This window comes from Massilia frigida, assembly GCF_011682175.1.
Lineage (GTDB): Bacteria > Pseudomonadota > Gammaproteobacteria > Burkholderiales > Burkholderiaceae_D > Telluria_A > Telluria_A frigida.
The window spans coordinates 260,913-278,248 of record NZ_WHJG01000003.1 but is presented as its reverse complement, the minus strand read 5'-3'; the positions used below and the strand labels follow the sequence as shown (position 1 = coordinate 278,248).

The following is a 17,336-nucleotide window of genomic DNA, read 5'->3' as shown; positions in this document are numbered from 1 at the left end:
AGTGGATAGCCGCAAATGAAAAGCCGCCGTTTCTGCCAGTTGCAGAAACGGCGGCCTTGGTACTGACGGCATCTCGTTCCCGATGCGCCGTCAGTGCAGCCTTACACCTGTGGCTACTTGAGCGGCAACGCGCCGCGCACAGCCGCACTGCGCTTGTCACCCGTGGCCAGGCGCACCACCCGCATGATCAGGCGATAGACCAGGCGAACAAAGGTGAGGAACAAGATCACCTCGATGAAAGTCGCCAGGAAGGCCAGCAGCGGACCGAAGCGCACTGAACGGCGACGGAACTTGGCGCCCATGCTGTCGGTCTTGATTTCGATGCTGTCGTAGAAGGTTGGCACCACCAGCAAGGTCAAAATGGTCGAGGTGATGGTGCCGCCGATGATCGCGATCGCCAGTGGACGGTAGAACTCGCCGCCCTCGCCCAAGCCCAGCGCCACCGGGAACATGCCGGCGATCAGGGCGAAGGTGGTCATCAGGATCGGACGCAGGCGCGCGCGCCCCGCCTCCATCAGCGAATCTTCGCGGCTGTGGCCTTCCCGTTCGCGCGAACGGGCCGCGTCGAGCAGCAGGATGGCATTCTTCGCCACCAGGCCCATCAGCATGATGATGCCGATGAAGCTCATCAGGTTGAGGGTGTTGCCGGTCACCAGGAGCGCCACCACCACGCCGATCAGGGACAGCGGCAGCGACAGCATCACCGCCAGCGGCGCCGTGAACGAACCGAACTGCATCACCAGGATCAGGTACATCAGGCCGATCCCCGAAATCAGGGCGATGCCCATTTCGGCAAACAGTTCCTGCTGATCCTGGCCGGCGCCGCCCAGTTCACGGCCGTAGCCGGGCGGGTAATCGAAGGTATCGGCCAGTTTCATGGCGTCGTCCGTGACTTCGCCGTTCGAGCGTCCCTGCGCATTGGCCGAGACCGAAATGGTGCGCTTGCCGTTCTTGTGCGAAATGCCGGACGGTCCCTTGCCCATGGTAATGGTAGCGATCTGGTCGAGCGGCACCATCTGGTTGGTGCCGGTCACGGCGATCGGCAAGCGTTCGATGTTGTCGGCGCTGATGCGGTCGTCCGGATGCAGGCGCACCGCCACGTCGCGCGTTTCGCCGGTCGGGTCGACCCAGTCGCCCACTTCGACGCCGGCAAACGCCACCCGCAGCGACTGCGCCGCATCGTTGACGGAAATGCCCATCGAATTGGCCAGGCCGCGGTTCAGCTCGATCTGCAATTCGTTTTTCGGATCTTGTTCGGACAGGCCGACATCGACCGCGCCCGGCACCGCGCGCAGCTTTTCCATGTAGGCGGTGGCAATGTCGAGCAGCTTGCGCGAATCCGGCCCGGTGAACTGGATCTGGATCGGCTTGTTGGCGCCGTTATTCATATCGTCCAGCACCACGTATTCGGCACCGACCAGCTGGGAAATCTTGGCGCGCAGTTCGACCGCGATTTCCTTGGCGCTGCGCGAGCGGGTGGCGCGCTTGCCGATGTCGACATACACCTTGCCGCCGCCCGTGTTAATGAAGGCGTTGGTATCCTTGGTTTCCTTGATCGTGCGGGCCAGTTCGGCCGCCTTTTCCAGCTTGGCGCGCGAATACTCCACGCTCGACGAGGCCGGCGTGCGTATATCGATCAGCAACTGGCCATAATCGGCCTCCGGCAGGAAGCTGGTGCCGCCCTTGGCGCCCTGCAGATAAATCGCGCCGGCGAAGGTGGCCACGGCGATCAGGGTCATCCAGATGCGGTGATGCAAGGCCCAGGCGATCACATTGCCGTAGCGGTCGGCCTGGCGGTCGAACCATTCGTTAAAGTGATGCAGCAGCAGCGACAAGCCCTTTTTTGGCGCAGTGTGATGGTCCGGCGGGTCGCCCCAGTAAGCCGACAGCATCGGGTCGAGCGTGAAGGAAATGACCAGGCTGACCAGCACCGAGCAGGTCACCGTCAGCGCGAACGGACGGAACCATTCACCGGACACGCCCGGCATGAAGGCCACCGGAATGAACACCGCGATGATGGAGAAGGTGGTCGAGGCCACCGCCATGCCGATTTCGGCGGTGCCTTCGAGGGCGGCCTTGCGGCGGTCGGAGCCGCGCTGCATGTGGCGCACGATGTTTTCGCGCACCACGATCGCATCGTCGATCAGCACACCGATGGCCAGCGACAGCCCGAGCAGGGTCATGAAGTTGAGCGTGAAGCCGCACAGCCAGACCGCGATGAAGGAGGCGATCACCGAGGTCGGCAAGGAGAGCGCCGTGATCAGGGTCGAGCGCCAGGAATTGAGGAAGGCGTACACCACGAAAATGGTCAGCACGGCGCCGAAGATCAGCGATTCGATCACATTGTTCAGGCTACGCTGGGCTTCATCGCCGCCATCGCGCGTGATTTCCAGCACGGTGCCTTTCGGCAGTTCTTTTTCCAGTTCCTTGATCAGTTTCTTGGCCCTTAGCGCCACGCTGACGGTACTGGCATCGCGCGAACGGGTCAGGGTGATGCCCACGTTCGGCTTGCCGCTGCGGATACTCAGGTTGTTGACTTCGGCAAAGCCGTCGCGGATTTCGGCCACTTGCGCCAGGCGCACGATTTCATCGCCACGGCGCTTGACCACGATTTGCTGGAATTCCTCGGGCGACTCGATGCGGCCGACCAGGCGGATGCTTTTTTCGTCGTATTCGCCGCGAATCTTGCCCACCGGCGCATTGGTATTTTGCGTGCGCAAGGCATTGACCACGTCGGACACGGCCACATTGTATTCACGCAGCTTTTCGGCGCGCAGCAGCACCGACAGTTCGCGCCGCAGGGCACCGTTGACGTTGACCGTGGCCACGCCATCGATACCGCGGAAGCGGTCGGCCAGCACATCCTCGGCCAGGCGCGAGATTTCCGCATGGCTCTGGCTGGTGGAGGACAGCGCCAGGTTCAGGATGGGCTGGGTGGCCGGGTCGAGACGCTGCAGGATCGGTTCGCGCATCTCGGTCGGCAGCTTGTAGCGCACCGTGGCGATGGCGTTGCGCACCTCGTCGGACGCTTCGATCAGGTTCTTGTCGAAGTTAAACTCCAGCCAGAACTGGGCATTGCCCTCGACCGCATTGGCATGCACATCGGTCACGCCGGAAATGCTGAGCAGCGACTTTTCGATGCGGTTGATCACTTCGCGCTCGACCGTGTCCGGCGACGCGCCCGGATACGGAATGTTGATCTGCAATACCGGCACTTCGACGTCGGGATTCTGGTTGACGCGCAGCTTGGTCAGGGCTAGCAGGCCCATGCACATCAAGGTGATGATCAGCACAATCGTGGCGATTGGCCGCTTGATACTGAAATCGGAAAGGAACATGGCTTATTTCCCCTGCACGACAGGCGCGGCGGCGGCAACCTTGGCCGGCGCCAGTTCCACCTTCTGGCCCTCCTTGAAAGCCGAACTTGGATTGCGCATGACCGTATCGCCGGCGGCCAGGCCTTGCTTGATCTCATAGTTGCCGGTGCGCGTGTCGCGCGGCCCGACCGCCAGGTCGACCTTTTTCAGCGTTTTATCCTTGAGGCGCCAGGCGTAGGCCTTGTCGCCGGCCTTGACCAGCGCGCCTTCGGGCAGCATCAGCGCAGCCTTGGTTTCCGCCTCGATCCGCCCTTCCCCGTACAGGCCGGACACCTTCGGCACCGCCGAGCCGGGCGCAAAGCCGACCAGCACCTCGACCTGGCGCGTGACTTCGTTGGCGGCCGGATCGACCCGCTTCACCACGCCGCGAAATTCTTCGCCGGCATAGCCATTGATACGGAAGCTGACCGCCTGGCCGACCTTGACCGTGCTGATACGGTCGGCCGAGACGCGTCCTTCGAAGCGCATGCTGGATGGGTCTATGACTTTCAGCAATTCCTTGCCGACGGATGCGGTATCGCCGGCCGATACCTTGCGTTCGCTGACCACGCCGTCGAAGGGGGCGCGCACCACGGTGCGGCCGAGTTGCTGACGGGCCAGGGCGGCGCGCGATTTGGCGGCCGATACTTCGCTCAGGGCATTGTTGCGGCGCACTTCGGCATCATCCATCGCCTGGGCCGAGGTCATGCCCGAGGCGCGCAGGGTTTTCATGCGTTCCAGCTGGCGTTCAGCCTGGTCGAGCGCCTGGGAAGCGGCGCGGGCGGACTGCTCGGCCGAGCTGAGGCTGTCGCGGATGGCGGTTTCGTCGAGCTTGACGAGGATGTCGCCACGCTTGACGGGGTCGCCGTTTTCCTTGAGCACCTGCAACACCACGGCCGACACTTCGGCGCGCAGGTCGGCCTTGCGTTCGGGCTGGACCGAGCCGGTCACGACCGGGCCGGACGCGAGCGCGTTCGATTGGATGGTGAGCAGATCTTCCGGAGAAACCAGCAACTGGACGGGCGCGGCGGCCTTGGCATCCTTGCCCGGATCTTTAGCGTCCTTACTGCAGGCGGCGAGCGCCGTAGCGATGGCGAGGACGAGCATTGTTTTGCGCAGCATGGGATTCTCCGGGATCAAATCGGTCAGACGTATGTATCAAATTGAAAACTTCCAGCGCCAAAGTATCCTTGAGACGGATATCGACGTCAATTAGCGATCTTGCAACCTGCCAGTTTCGATGGCTGAACTGCGGATTTGCGGGATTGAACTGCATTCTTGTCATGCTGAGTTGCAACAATCGGGGTGATTTATCCTGTCTGGCAGCGCCAGCAACGACTCCCCGCGCCAGCCCGGGGACGACGGCGCGAGGGTCGACGCTGCATCAGAAGCGCTGGAACAAGTGAAATACCGCAAAGCCCATGCCGATGCCGGTGCAAATGCCGCCCGTGATTTCGACCAGGGTATGCCCCATGCGTTCCCGCAGATGGGTATGGTCGGCGGCGCTGCCGGCCAGGCGGTTGATGGCGGCAGCCTGGCGGCCGACGTGCTGGCGCAGGCTGTTGGCATCGATCATCACGATGAATGCCAGGGTCACGGCGACGCCGAAGGCCGGGCTGCCCATGCCCTCGCGCAGGGCGATCAGGGTCGCCATGCTGGTGACTACCGAGCTGTGATTGCTGGGAAAGCCGCCGTTGCCGACCAAATTGAATGCCCAGCGCCGCTGGCGCGCACTATTAATCAGGAACTTGATTGGTCCCACCACCAGCCAGGTCAAGACAGGCGTGATGAGGTAGCTGATATCCATGGGTAAATCCTTGTTGTGGTTATACGGCACAATTGCTGCGTAACTAACAATTATCGCAGATCACACCCATGCCAAGGCAGCATAAAAGTTCGCCGGCATGCATTTTCACCACTGTCTTCCACGCCAGCACGGGCCGGCCGCCGCGGACCCTGGCACACGGCTGGTCCCGGCCGCAAGCGGCATCGGGATGGGGTCGCGTGCGCGCGTTTGACTGCTCATGGGGCAGGAAAACCTATTAGAATGACATCAGACCACCGCCCGCCGGCGTCCACCCTTCTTATCGAACTTTTCCCCGGGAATTAGCCCATGCGCCATTTCAGACTCTCTTTCATTGTCACCTTCGTTCTCCTTGCCGTTGCCGGCTGGTGGGGCTACTCGCGCAGCGGCGTCCCCGGCCTGCTCAATGCCCTGTGGATCGCCGCCGTGCTGGGCGTGCTGGAAGTGTCGCTCTCGTTCGACAACGCCGTCGTCAACGCGTCCGTGCTGCGCCACTGGAACGACTTCTGGCGCAAGCTGTTCCTGACGGTCGGGATCGTCGTCGCCGTGTTCGGCATGCGCTTGCTGTTTCCCTTGGTCATAGTCTCGGTCGCGACCGGGCTCGGCTTGCTGGACGTGTGGACCATGGCGATCAACACGCCGGACGAATACTCGCGCCACCTGACCGACAACCATGCGGAAGTGGCGGCGTTCGGCGGTGCCTTCCTGCTGCTGGTCTTCCTCAACTTTTTATTCGACGAAGAGAAGGAACTTCACTGGCTCGGATGGGTCGAAGAGAAGGTAGGCACCTACGGCAGCGAGAGCCTGGCGGTACTGCTGACCCTGTGCGCCTCGTTCGTGGCCATGTACCTGGTCCCGGAAGCGCGCAAGCTGAGCGTGCTGATGGCTGGCGTGATGGGCGTGGTGATTTACGTGGGTGTCAACTGGATCAGTTCCCTGCTGGAGGAAGAAGAAGCCGACCCGAGCATCGGGCAAATCGTGTCGCGCGGCAGTATCGGGGGGTTTCTGTATCTGGAAGTGCTCGACGCCTCGTTCAGTTTCGATGGCGTGATCGGCGCGTTTGCGATCACCAACGACGTGGTCATCATCATGCTGGGCCTGGCGATCGGCGCCATGTTCGTGCGCTCGATGACCGTGTTCCTGGTCGAAAAAGGTACCTTGCAGGAGTTTGTCTATCTGGAGCACGGCGCGCATTACGCGATCGGGATCCTGGCGCTGATCATGTTCGCCAGCGTGCGCTACCACATTCCGGAATGGTTCACGGGGCTGTCGGGCGTGGCGTTCATCCTGGTGTCGGTGTGGTCGTCGCTGCGCTACAAGAAACAGCAAGAGGCGCTGGGCGTGGCTTGACGGGGCAAGGTTCGCGCTGTGATGCCAGGTGGTCTGTGCAGCCCCGTGGCCTCGTCCCTGGCGCTGCCGGGGACGACTTCCCGCACCGACGGGAACGCATGCACCTTCCCAGCTTGCTGGCGCAGCTAGTGGCTGAGAAACAACTTGCGGGGAACGCATGCGTTCCCGGCGCGCGCCGCCCTGGCGCGGGAAGTCCTTGCTGGCGGTGCCGGCAAGGACCCAGGACGAACTAGAGCTTTTCCAGCTGCTGCTTCACATACGCCGCCCCCGCGCTGGCCGGCGCCAGCTCCATGAAGGTCTTGTAGGCCTGCTTCGCCTTCACCACATCGCCCGCCTGGGCATGCGCGTCGCCCAGGTTGCGGTATGCCACCGCGCGCGACGGGTCCATCTTCACGGTATTGTCGAACCAGCGCGCCGCCTCGGCGAATTTCCCCTGCTTGTAGTACACAAAGCCCAGATTATTCGCCGCCAGGGCAAAATCGGCGCGCAGTTTCAGCGCCTCGGTGAATTCGGCCTCGGCCGCCCCATACTGCTTTTCCTTAAACAGCTGCAAACCGCGGTCATTCGCACGCTGCGCCAGCTGGCGCGCCGACGACGGCACCGCCAGCGGCGTCACCAGCTTCTGCTCCTTGCCCTGCAAATCCTTGACCGCGACCGGTGCCGCCGGCGCCACCACGCCCGGCTTGTCATCCGCCTTGGGCGTGTCCGGACGCACCGCGTCGAGCTTGGCGTTGAGTGCGATCGCCTCGGTCGACAGCTGCGCCGTCTGCGGATTCAAGAATTCCGTCTCGATCGGCAACTCGAACACGAAGTCGCCCCCTTCCGAGCCCGGCAGGCTGCCAAAGGCCGGCGTCTGGTTCGACACGCCCGCCACCGCCGGCGCCACGTACGCCGCCAGCTCGGTGGCCGTGATCAAGCCATCCCCGTTCAGGTCGCCCTTCCCCGCCAGGCCCTGCAGCAAGGTCCAGGTGAACACCGAATGCCCGTTCGGCCCGCCGTCCGACACCAGCTGGTCGGCCCCGCCGGCGGTCAGCATCTGGCGTCCGATGCGGCGCGCATTATCGCGCAGGAAAGCGCCGGCGCCGCCGCCGCGCGTCAGGCCCAGCCCGCTGTAGCAGGCATCCATCACGAACAGCGCATGCTTGGCGGTGAGGCTCTCGGCGATGTTCTGGATCTCGCTCATCGGAATCGCATCGGTGGCGAACTGGGTCGGGTCGGAATCGTAAGGCACGATGTAGCCGAGGTCGCGGCCCGAACTGAGCTGGCGGGTGGCGCCGTGGCCGGCGAAAAACACGAAGATCCGGTCGTTTTTTTGCACCCCGCCGTGTGCCAGGCGGTCATGGAAGGCGCCCAGGATGCCGGCCCGGGTGGCATCGGCATTGTTGAGCGAGACCACGCGCTCGGCCGCGAAACCGAACTTGCCGATCAGCACTTCACGCATACCCTGGGCATCGCGCACCGCGTATTGCAGCTTGGGCCACTTGGGATAGCTGTCGATGCCGATCACGATGGCCCAGGAATTGGCATAGCCGGTGCTGACCGCCACCTTCTCGGCCGGCGCGGCGGCCGTGTTGGCGCTGGTGAAATTGCTGCCGTCCCAGCCGGCGAACTGGTAGCCCTCCGCGATCAGGCGGTCCAGCACGGCAGGCAGCGCCTTGACCGTGCGCGCGTGGATGTCGTGGAACAGGATGATGCCGCGGCCCTCCTTGTCGACCGTACGCAAGACCCGCTCCGCGATCGAGGCCGGGACCGGATCGGCCCAGTCGAGCGAATCGATATTCCACATCACCGAGCGCAGGTGCGCGCCTTCCAGCGCATGCATGCCCTCGCTGTTGCGCGCGCCGTAGGGAAAGCGGAACAGCGGCGCGCGGCTGGCGTCGATGGCCTTGAGCAGCACATCGGTGTTGAGGATCTCGGCCATGAGCTTGTCGCCGGTTTCTTTCGATAACTGGGCGTGCGTGTAGCTGTGGTTGGCCAGCGTGTAGCCGCCCGCCTTGAGCTTGCGGCTGACGGCGGCGCCATCGGACAGGGTGGCCTTGCCGGCGGCATCGACGCTGCCCAGGTTGCGGCCCACGCTGAAAAACACGGCCGGCACCCCGTACTGCTTGAGGATGGCGGCGATTTCTTCGCTGTAGCGCTTGTGCGGTCCATCGTCGAAGGTCAGCACCACGGTTTTCTTGGGCAGGGAATTGCCGAAGATCTCGTTGGGGTCGGGCTCGGCCTTGGTTTTGGTCTCGCGCGGCAAGGCTGACGCCGGGTAAGGCATCACCACGCCCTGCTCCTTGAGGATGGTATCGCGCGCGAACAGGGTCTTGAGATAGGCCAGGTAACTGTCCCAGCGCTCGCGTTTAAGCTCGATCGCGCGCGACTCGTAGCGGCCGAAGACCTGGCGGATTTCCTTCTCATAATTGCGCTCGATCTCGGCCAGCGCATCGAGATCCTCCGACAAGCGCTTGTGGATCTTAATGGCCGGCAAGCTCGAATCCTTGGCCACTTCCGCCAGCAAGCCCTGCAGCAACTCGCGGAAAGCGAGGCGGTCGGCATCGAACAGGGATTTATCGGACTCGATGAAGCTGAGCAGTTCGCTGACGGCATCGAAGCGGTTCGGCTGGCTCGATGCGAGCAGCGCGGCCAGATCGCGTTCGAGCGACGCGGCGTGCGACTGATTCTCGTGGAACAGGTTCTGGCCGACGCGCTGCGCCTGTTCGCGCTCGTTGGGCGGCATCGACTTCTCATCGGCGAGCAGCACGATGATTTTGCGGTAATTGGCCAGCAAGGTCTGCATACCGGCCATCAACGGCGCCGTCGTGGAACGCGGCGCAGGCATGGGCGCGGCGGCGGCCTTAACGGATGGCGGCGGCGGCGGCGGCAGCTTACGTCCGGCAAACAGAACAGCCGCACCGGCCGCGCCCGCGATGGCAAGCGCAGCGGCGATTTTAATGGCAGTGGAAGTCACGATGACACGCCTGTTGGAAGAAATGCATCGATTGTATTGCAAAACTAAACACCCCGAAAATTCCTACACCCCCACTCAACACTCCCACAACCGGGGTCAGAGCTCTAACTCGCAACATTTTCGTTTCCTCACCGGGGTCTGACCTCTGATTCGAAATTTTGTAAAATTGGAAAAGCGGAAATTGTCGCAATCGCCCCTGTTCTGCTGCGAATTTCGCGTAAATGAGAAAAAGATCGCGCCCGACAGCATCAGCCCGGTTAACAAAATTGCGAATCAGAGGTCAGACCCCGGTTGGGAAACGAAAAAATATTGCAATTTGGAGCTCTGACCCCGGTTGGGGGATTGTGGCGGCGTGGTAAGGGGCGCTACTGGTAGCGGGCGAAGATGGTGGCGATGGCGCCGTCGGCAATCAGGCGCTCGATGGCTTTGTCGACCTCGGCCAGCGTGACCTTGCCTTTGGGGGAGACGGCGCACTGGCCCATGTAGCTCTTGACCACCAGCGGCGGGTGCAGCGCCAGCGCTGGGTCGCCCAGCTTTTGGCGGTAGTCGAGAAAAAGTTTGGCCGTGACCACATGCTGCAAGCGCCCCGCCGCCAGCTTGCGCAGGTTGGCCAGCGAGCTGACACCGTCGTCGCGGATGAATCCTTTCCCCAGCGCTTCGTCAAGCTCGGGATGGGAGTAGCCAAGCACCGTACCGATCACTTGCCCGGATATGTCGACCACGCTGCGCGGACGCTCCGCACTGCGCGCCGTCACCAGCACTTCGGTGATCGGAATAAACGCCCGGCTCCAGCGGAACGATCCGGTGAGCCATTCGGGAACGTAGCTGCACAGCACGTCCGCGCCGCCATCTTCCAGCGCCCGTACGATCCGCTTGCGCGGCAGCGCGACAAACACCACCGTGCGCCCCATGGCGCCAGCCAGCGCCTGGCCGATGTCTTTGTGGATGCCCTCGGCCAGTCGGCCATGCTCGAAGCGCGCCATCGGCATTTCGGTACTGGTGTCGACCAACACCGACAGCTCCGCCGCCTGTAATCCCGGCGGGATCGACAGCAGCAGGGTCAACAGCAACTTGGGATTCGTCATGCCGCCGATCTTACCCCATCAGCATGAAAACTGCGATGCCAGCCTCCGCGCGCCGCATGCACCGCCCGTCTCAGCCCTTGGCCGGCGCGGTCAGGCGGCCCAGCACCTGGTGCGTCATCGTGGCCGAGGTCGAACGCTGCGCCGCATCGGTGGCGCTGTTGCGTTTTTCGTCGTCGATGGCGTGCTTGGTGATCATCAGGGTGTGCGTATCGGCTTCCAGCCGGCGCATTTCGAGCGCCACCAGTTCGCGCTTGGCGTCGGCCATTTCCTTGGTGGTGATCGCGCTCTTGCGCTGCATGTCGGCCTGCGCCTGCGCGCTGTCGAGCAGCACGCGCTGGGCGTCGCGCTTGTCTTGCGCGGCCAGGGCGGCAATTTCTTGCGCGACCTGGAACTGGCGCGCCATGCTGGCCGCTTCGTGCTCGGCTTCGGCCCGCGTGCGCGCAGACAGGCAGGCCGCCTGTTCGGATGCCAGCCGCGCCGCGATCGCCTGCTCGGCGCGCTGGTCGGCCGCCAGTTGCTGACGCTGGGTGGCCAGCTTTTGCTCGATCAGCGCCAGCGAGGCGCGTTCGGTCTCGACGCTGGCCCGCTCGGCCTCGGCGCTGGCGCGCTCGAGCAGCAGCGCTTCTTGGGCCAGCTTGAGTTTCTGTTGTTCGGCCTCGGCCCGCACTTGCTGGACCTGGGCGCGTTCGGTCGCCACGCGTGCCTGGCCAGCGACAGCGTCGGCAGCGCGTGCCGCCTGTTCGGTTTCGACCTGGGCCTGCTGCGCCAGCACGCGCGCGGCATCGGCTTCGGTGCGACCGGCCTGCTCGGCTCCAGCGCCGGCCAGCGCCAGCTGGCGCTTGGCGGCCAGGGTTTGCTCGGCCAGCATGACGGCGGCACGCTCGCTGTCGGCGCTGGCGCGTTCCTGCGCCAGCGTTTCCTCGGCCAGCGCCAGTTTTTGCTGTTCCGAACGGGCGCGTTCGCGCTGCGCCTCGGCCAGCCCGGTGGCGGCGCGCGCCTGCGCGGCGATGGCATCGGCGGCATTCTGCGCCTGCACGCTTTCGATTTCAGCCTGTTGCACCAGTTCGCGCGTGGCGTCGGCTTCACGCCGCTTGGCCTGCTCGGCGCAGGCGGCGGCCGCCGCCATCTGGCGCTGGCCGGTGGCGGTCTGTTCGGCCAGGGCGAACGCGGCAGCTTCGCTGTCGGCACGCGCGCGTTCGTCGGCCAATGCCTGTTCGGCCAGGGCCAGTTTTTGCTGTTCGGCGACGGCGCGCGCGCTCTGGGCCTGGGCCAGGTCGATGGCAGCGCGGGCCTGGGCGGCGATGGCGTCGGCGGCGGCCTGGGCCTGCACGCTTTCGGTCTCGGCCTGCTGCACCAGCTTGCGCGTGGCTTGGGCTTCGGTCCGTTTGGCTTGCTCGGTGCTCGCCGCCAGTTCGGCCAGCTGGCGCTGTTCGGCGGCGTGCTGTTCGGCCAGCGCCAGGGCGTTGCGCTCGCTTTCGGCGCGCGCGCGTTGGTTCGCCAGGGTTTCTTCGGCCAGCGCCAGCGCCTGCTCGGCCATGGCCAGGGTTTGCCCCTCGGCCTCGGCACGCGCGCTTTGCGCCAGCGCCAGGGCCGAGGCCACGCGCGCCTGGGCGGCGATGGCGTCGGCGGCGGCGCTGGCCTGCGCGCTGTCGATCTCGACCTGCTCGGCGAGCAGGCGAGTCGCTTCGACTTCGATTTGCCGGGACTCGGCCAGGCGCTGTTCGGCGTCAGCTTTCTGGCGCAACAGCACCGCTTCGGTCTGTTCGGCGTCGGCGCGCGCCTGGGCCGCTCCGGCGGCGCGGGTTTCGGCCTCCAAGCGTTCTTGCAGCTGTGCCAGCGCGGCTTGTTCGGCTTCGGCGCGGGCTTGTTCGGCCTGCGCCAGCGCAGCCGCTTGCGCCGCCTTGTCGGCGGCCAGCGCGCTGGCGCGCCGCTGCAACTCGACCTGTTCGGCAATCGACGCCACGGCGGCTTGTTCGGAAGCGTTTTGGGCGGCGGCGAGATCGGCCGCGGCCTGGGCCAGGCTGGCGCGTTCTTCGGCCAGCGCACGAGCACGTTGCTGTTCTTCGGCTTCGGCCAGGGCGGCGGCGGTAGCGGCCTGGTCGGCCAGGGCGCGTTCGTTCGCATGCGCCGTGGCCAGCGTTTCGGCGTCCACCTTCGCTTGCACGACGGCGCTGGCGTCGTCTTCGGCCTTGGCGCGCGCCACGGCGACTTCGCGCAGGCGCTTGTCGACTTCGATGCGTTCTGCGGTCGCGGTCAGGATGCGCGCTTCGGCATCGCGCCGGGCGGCGGCGCCGGCGGCGGCCATCTTTTCCAGGCGTTCGCGGTGCAGCGCGGCGTCGCGCAATTCTTTTTCGGATTGCAGGCGCAGGTGGATCGACTGGGCGGCCACGCGCTCGGACTCGGCCTGGGCGATGGCGATCGCTTCGCGCTCCTGTTCGATGTGGGCCAGGGCGCGTGCCTCTTCCAGCGCGCGCGCTTCGGCCACGGCGCGGGCAAAGGCCGATGCCAGGGCAATCTGGTCGGCTTTTTCACGCTGGACGGTCAGTTCGAGCGCTTCGGATTCGGCGTCGGCCAGCAGTTCGGCGGTGTGACGCGCGCCCTTGGCCTGGCGCTCGCGTTCGCGCGCCAGGGTGGTCATGCGAGCGTCGGCGTTGGCGATGTGCAGTACTTCTTCCTGGGCGGCGTGCACCGCGGCGACCCGTTCGACCGCTTGCAGGCGCGCCTGCTCGGTCTGCACCAGCAGCGCTTCAGTGGCGCGCGCGGCCTGTTCGGCCAGCTCGGCTTCGGCGGCGATGTGTTCGGCGCTGCGGCGGCGTGATTCTTCGTCGGCTTTCAGGCGCGTTTCGGCAGCCAGTTTAATCTGGGTATCGGCTTCGACCCGGGCGCGCAGTTCGGCGGTTTCCTGGCGCACCGCTTCGAGGCGTTCCAGGCTGGCCTGGGCGGCGGCGCGCAGGGTTTCGAGGCGGTCGCGGTTCGCTTCGATGGCTTCTTCGGAGGCTTGTGCATTTTGCAGGGCGGCGGCGGCAGCGGCGGCGTCCATGGCGGCGCGTTCCTCGGCCAGGCCACGGGCGCGCGCTTCGGCGTGGGCCCGGCTCTCGGCGGCGCAGGACGCCTTGGCTTCGGCTTCGACCCGGGCGATGGCTTCGTGGATGGCGCGCATTTCGGATTGGGCGCGGTCGGGACCCGGTTCGGCGGCGGCGGCAGCCGCAGGCACAGCGGCAGCCTGGGGCGCGGCGCCGTCGGGCGGCAGTGCGATGGTCAGGTTGGCATCGTCGTGCGGGGCTGGTGTCGGTTCCATCGTCGTTCTCGCTTGGGCTACCGTCCCGGCATGGGAAGGCCTGACGTTGATTATCTGTCAGGACGGCCCGCCCCGGCGCACGGATCAGACGCGGAATAACCAGCCAATTCGGCCCTTTGCTCTACAGGAGCCTTACCACAGTGCTGGCTCATCCATCAGCGCGATCTGTTCGCGCAGTTCGAGGATGCGGTCTTGCCAATAACGTTGTGTATTAAACCACGGGAAGGCGACCGGAAAGGCCGGGTCGTCCCAGCGCCGCGCCAGCCAGGCCGAGTAATGGATCAGGCGCAGGGTGCGCAGCGCTTCGATCAGGTTGAGCTGGCGTTCGTCGAAGTCGGCAAAGTCTTCGTAGCCGGCCAGGATGTCGCTCATCTGGCGCACCATGTCGCTGCGCTCGCCCGAGAGCAGCATCCACAGGTCCTGGATGGCGGGGCCGGTGCGGCTGTCGTCGAAGTCGACGAAGTGCGGGCCGTCCGGGGTCCACAGCACGTTGCCGACGTGGCAGTCGCCGTGCAGGCGCAGCTGGGCCGATTCGCCCGCCCGCGCGTAGCAGTGGCGTACGCCGTCCAAGGCCTGCTCGACCACGCTGGTGTAGGCGGCCAGCAGTTCGGGCGGGATGAAGTCGTTGGCCAGCAGGAAGTCGCGCGGTTCGCGTCCGAAGGTGTCGATGGTCAGGGCCGGGCGCTGGCTGTAGGTGTTCAAGGCGCCGACCGCGTGGATGCGGCCGATGAAGCGTCCGGTCCACTCCAGCACAGCGGGGTCGTCGAGTTCGGGCGCGCGGCCGCCCCGGCGCGGGAAGACGGCAAAACTGAAGCCGCCGAAGCTGTGCAGGGTGCGCCCGTCCAGCGTGAGCGCGGGGACCACGGGAATTTCGCGTTCGGCCAGCTCCTGCACGAAGGCGTGCTCTTCCAGGATGGCGGCGTCGCTCCAGCGCTCGGGGCGGTAAAACTTGGCCACCACCGGGTCGGCGTCTTCCATGCCGACCTGGTAGACCCGGTTTTCGTAGCTGTTGAGCGCGAGCAGGCGGCCGTCGGCACGCAGGCCGACACTGTCGAGCGCGTCGAGCACGCACTCGGGGCTCAGGTTCGAGAACGGGTGGATGGCGGGTGTGTCGGGGTCGGAAAATGGCGTCGTCATGCCCGCTATTGTACGGCGCGCCGCATTTAACAGTACGTCCCGGTGCGCGAACGCGTTAAACTAGCAGCTTCAACGATCAACAAGAGCACGCCATGCAACTCGACCAGCCCCTTTCAGAAAAAGAATTCGACGAACTCGACCAGTTCCTCCTGTCCGACCGCAGTGCGGAAGACGCCATGACCATGGACACCCTGCACGGCTACCTGACCGCCGTGGCGATGGGTCCGGAAACCATCATGCCGGCCGAGTGGCTGCCAAAAGTGTGGGGCGAGGATGAGAAGAGCGTCCCCAAGTTCAAGAATGCCAAGGAAGAAGAACGCATCATCGAACTGATCATGCGCTTCATGAATGAAGTGCTGGTCACCTTTGAAGTCGCGCCCAAGGAATTCGAGCCGCTGTTCTGCGAAGCCGAGCACGAAGGCACGATGCTGCTCGACGGCGAAGCCTGGTGCTGGGGCTTCTGGGAAGGCATGGAACTGCGCCCCGGTTCGTGGGACCCGATCTGGGAATCGGACCTGGAACCGCTGATGCGCCCGATCTACCTGCTCGGCGCCGACGAGATCGAGGAAGAAGAGCTGAAAGAAGTCGATACGCCGATGAAAGGCCACAAGCTGGCCCTGGATATCCAGGCCAACCTGCCGGCCATTCACCGCTTCTGGGTGCCGCTGCGCAAGGCCGCCGTGACCACCATGAAGCGCGACGAGCCGAAAATCGGCCGCAATGACGAGTGCCCTTGCGGCAGCGGCAAGAAGTACAAGAAGTGCTGCGGCGCCGATCCGGTGGCCGAATAATTAAGTACCAGCCCGCTGCGCGTGGGGCGCAATGCCCTGCGCCGCCGGCGCCAGTTCCGCCAGTTCCGACAGCCGCCCCTGATACAGCGCGGCCACCAGGTGGGACTGGGTGACGATGCCGGCAAACCGGTCTTCGTCGTCGACCACGGGAAGGTGGTGCAAGCCGCTGCTGGTCATCAGCGGCACCAGTTCCACGATCGGCGTGCGCACATGCGCCGTGGCCACCCTGGCCGTCATGATCTGCCCCACCACTTCCGGCTTGTCCGAATGCGTCAGTGGGCTGCGTTGCAGCAGTGCGCGCACGCGTCCTCCCAGTCCGCTGTACATGTCCAGGTCGCTATGACGCAGGAAATCGGTCTGGGTGACGATGCCGATCACGCGCCGCGCCCGGTTCAGCACCGGCAGCGCATGCACCTGGTGATGCCGCATCAAGCCCCAGGCGTCGGCCAGCGCCGTGCCGAATTCGAGCGTGACCACGTCACGCCGGTGAGGATCAGGGCCAGGAAGGCGGCCACGCTGGCGCGCCACTGTTCAGGGCGGGCGGCACTGTTGGGCGGGGGTAATAAAGCGGTGAGCCAGGCGGCACGGGGGGCGGACATGAGGGGTAAACCAGGACGGTGAAGCTGCAATTACACCACAGATGAGCCAAAAAGGTGCATAGATGCACTATTTTCGTGCGTTTGCGGCATGCCGGCCCGGCTGTATTGATGTGGTGGACAATGAACGATAAGATTGCATTGTTTCCTAGATGCACATTATAAAAAGGACATCCATGTGGCGCGAAGTGGTGTACGGCATCGTACTGCTGGGAATGCTGGCGACGCTAGGCCTGTCGGTGCGTGGCGCAGGGCTGCTGCTGAGCGCCTGGCGCAGCACGCGCTGGCCGACCGCCATCGCGCGCATCACCCGTGCTGGCATCCTGGAGCGGCATGACGAGGATGGACCACGCGGCTATTGCCCTCAGGTGGAGTACACCTTTTCGGTCGACGCGACCCAGTATGGCTGCACGCGGATTGCATTCGGGATCGAGAATCTGTACGGCTCGCCAGCGTTTGCCCATGCGTACGACGCCATGCTGCGCGTGGGGATGAATGTGCCGGTGCACTATCATCCGGCAAAACCCGGGTATTCGGTCCTGCGGCCGGGAATTGTCAGAAACAGCTTCCTGCCTTTGTTGCGCGGCATCGCGTGTTTCGCCTTGCTGGCGTTGGTCCTGACGGTACTTCCTCCCGCGATGGGGGTGCCGCCGCTGCTGGTGCCGGCGTTTCAGGCCATGTCCAATGCGGGGGGCAGCGGCGCCTGGCTGCCGGGAGGATCGCGATGATCGCGATCGTGATGTATGGCGTGATCCTGTTGATGAATGTTGCCAGCATCGCGGTCATGTATGTCGCGGCCATCTATGTTGCAGTCTTCGCTTTTGCGCTGAGGGTGGCGCTACAGAACGTGGCAATACCGTTCACCTGGATCGCCAGCACCCGCCAAAGCACAGCGGCCCGGCTTGCGCTCCTGATAGGGAAGCAAGCCGGGCCGCTGAACGGCGTCACGCGGGCGCTTTAGGT

General features: G+C 64.8%; 12 protein-coding genes. 4 read left to right on the top strand and 8 right to left on the bottom strand.

Annotated features, from left to right (window positions below; genetic code table 11):
- Nucleotides 1–113: 113 nt before the first annotated feature.
- The 3 genes from F2P44_RS05125 to F2P44_RS05115 form a co-directional block, all read right to left on the bottom strand.
- Nucleotides 114–3,338, bottom strand: a complete 3,225-nt coding sequence (locus F2P44_RS05125) for an efflux RND transporter permease subunit (RefSeq protein WP_167085617.1) — start codon at nucleotides 3,336–3,338, stop codon at nucleotides 114–116.
- A 3-nt stretch (nucleotides 3,339–3,341) separates the two neighbouring features.
- Complete coding sequence (locus F2P44_RS05120) at nucleotides 3,342–4,478, bottom strand: efflux RND transporter periplasmic adaptor subunit (protein WP_167085615.1); 1,137 nt, start codon at nucleotides 4,476–4,478, stop codon at nucleotides 3,342–3,344.
- 262 nt (nucleotides 4,479–4,740) lie between these two features.
- Nucleotides 4,741–5,163, bottom strand: coding sequence for a divergent PAP2 family protein (locus F2P44_RS05115; RefSeq protein ID WP_167085613.1), 423 nt, complete (start codon nucleotides 5,161–5,163; stop codon nucleotides 4,741–4,743).
- 306 nt (nucleotides 5,164–5,469) lie between these two features.
- Between F2P44_RS05115 and F2P44_RS05110 the strand changes: the two genes are divergently transcribed.
- Nucleotides 5,470–6,510 carry a DUF475 domain-containing protein gene (locus tag F2P44_RS05110; protein WP_167085611.1) on the top strand — a complete coding sequence of 347 codons (1,041 nt, stop codon included), beginning with the start codon at nucleotides 5,470–5,472 and terminating at the stop codon, nucleotides 6,508–6,510.
- 229 nt (nucleotides 6,511–6,739) lie between these two features.
- On the opposite strand, the gene F2P44_RS05105 is transcribed toward F2P44_RS05110, so the two are convergent.
- The 4 genes from F2P44_RS05105 to F2P44_RS05090 all read right to left on the bottom strand — a co-directional run bounded on the left by F2P44_RS05105 (nucleotide 6,740) and on the right by F2P44_RS05090 (nucleotide 14,986).
- Nucleotides 6,740–9,466: a polysaccharide deacetylase family protein gene (locus F2P44_RS05105; RefSeq protein WP_370662635.1), complete on the bottom strand. Its 2,727-nt coding sequence runs from the start codon at nucleotides 9,464–9,466 to the stop codon at nucleotides 6,740–6,742.
- A 365-nt stretch (nucleotides 9,467–9,831) separates the two neighbouring features.
- Nucleotides 9,832–10,551 (bottom strand): substrate-binding periplasmic protein, encoded by a 720-nt coding sequence (locus F2P44_RS05100; RefSeq protein WP_167085609.1) that lies wholly within the window; start codon nucleotides 10,549–10,551, stop codon nucleotides 9,832–9,834.
- 70 nt (nucleotides 10,552–10,621) lie between these two features.
- Complete coding sequence (locus tag F2P44_RS05095; RefSeq protein ID WP_187363237.1) at nucleotides 10,622–13,849, bottom strand: coiled-coil domain-containing protein; 3,228 nt, start codon at nucleotides 13,847–13,849, stop codon at nucleotides 10,622–10,624.
- A 132-nt stretch (nucleotides 13,850–13,981) separates the two neighbouring features.
- Complete coding sequence (locus F2P44_RS05090; protein ID WP_167085607.1) at nucleotides 13,982–14,986, bottom strand: serine/threonine protein kinase; 1,005 nt, start codon at nucleotides 14,984–14,986, stop codon at nucleotides 13,982–13,984.
- A gap of 92 nt (nucleotides 14,987–15,078) precedes the next feature.
- On the opposite strand from F2P44_RS05090, the gene F2P44_RS05085 reads away from it, so the two are divergent.
- Nucleotides 15,079–15,777, top strand: a complete 699-nt coding sequence (locus tag F2P44_RS05085; RefSeq protein WP_099881410.1) for a UPF0149 family protein — start codon at nucleotides 15,079–15,081, stop codon at nucleotides 15,775–15,777.
- Here F2P44_RS05085 and F2P44_RS36530 read toward each other — a convergent pair whose 3' ends face one another.
- Entirely contained in the window at nucleotides 15,778–16,254 is a 477-nt protein-coding gene (locus tag F2P44_RS36530) for a CBS domain-containing protein (protein ID WP_370662634.1), read from the bottom strand. It abuts the gene before it with no gap.
- 295 nt (nucleotides 16,255–16,549) lie between these two features.
- On the opposite strand from F2P44_RS36530, the gene F2P44_RS05075 reads away from it, so the two are divergent.
- Nucleotides 16,550–17,101, top strand: coding sequence for a DUF3592 domain-containing protein (locus F2P44_RS05075; protein WP_167085605.1), 552 nt, complete (start codon nucleotides 16,550–16,552; stop codon nucleotides 17,099–17,101).
- Nucleotides 17,098–17,334, top strand: a complete 237-nt coding sequence (locus F2P44_RS05070) for a hypothetical protein (protein ID WP_167085603.1) — start codon at nucleotides 17,098–17,100, stop codon at nucleotides 17,332–17,334. The genes F2P44_RS05075 and F2P44_RS05070 overlap by 4 nt, the downstream gene beginning before the upstream one ends.
- The last annotated feature ends 2 nt before the right edge of the window (nucleotides 17,335–17,336 follow it).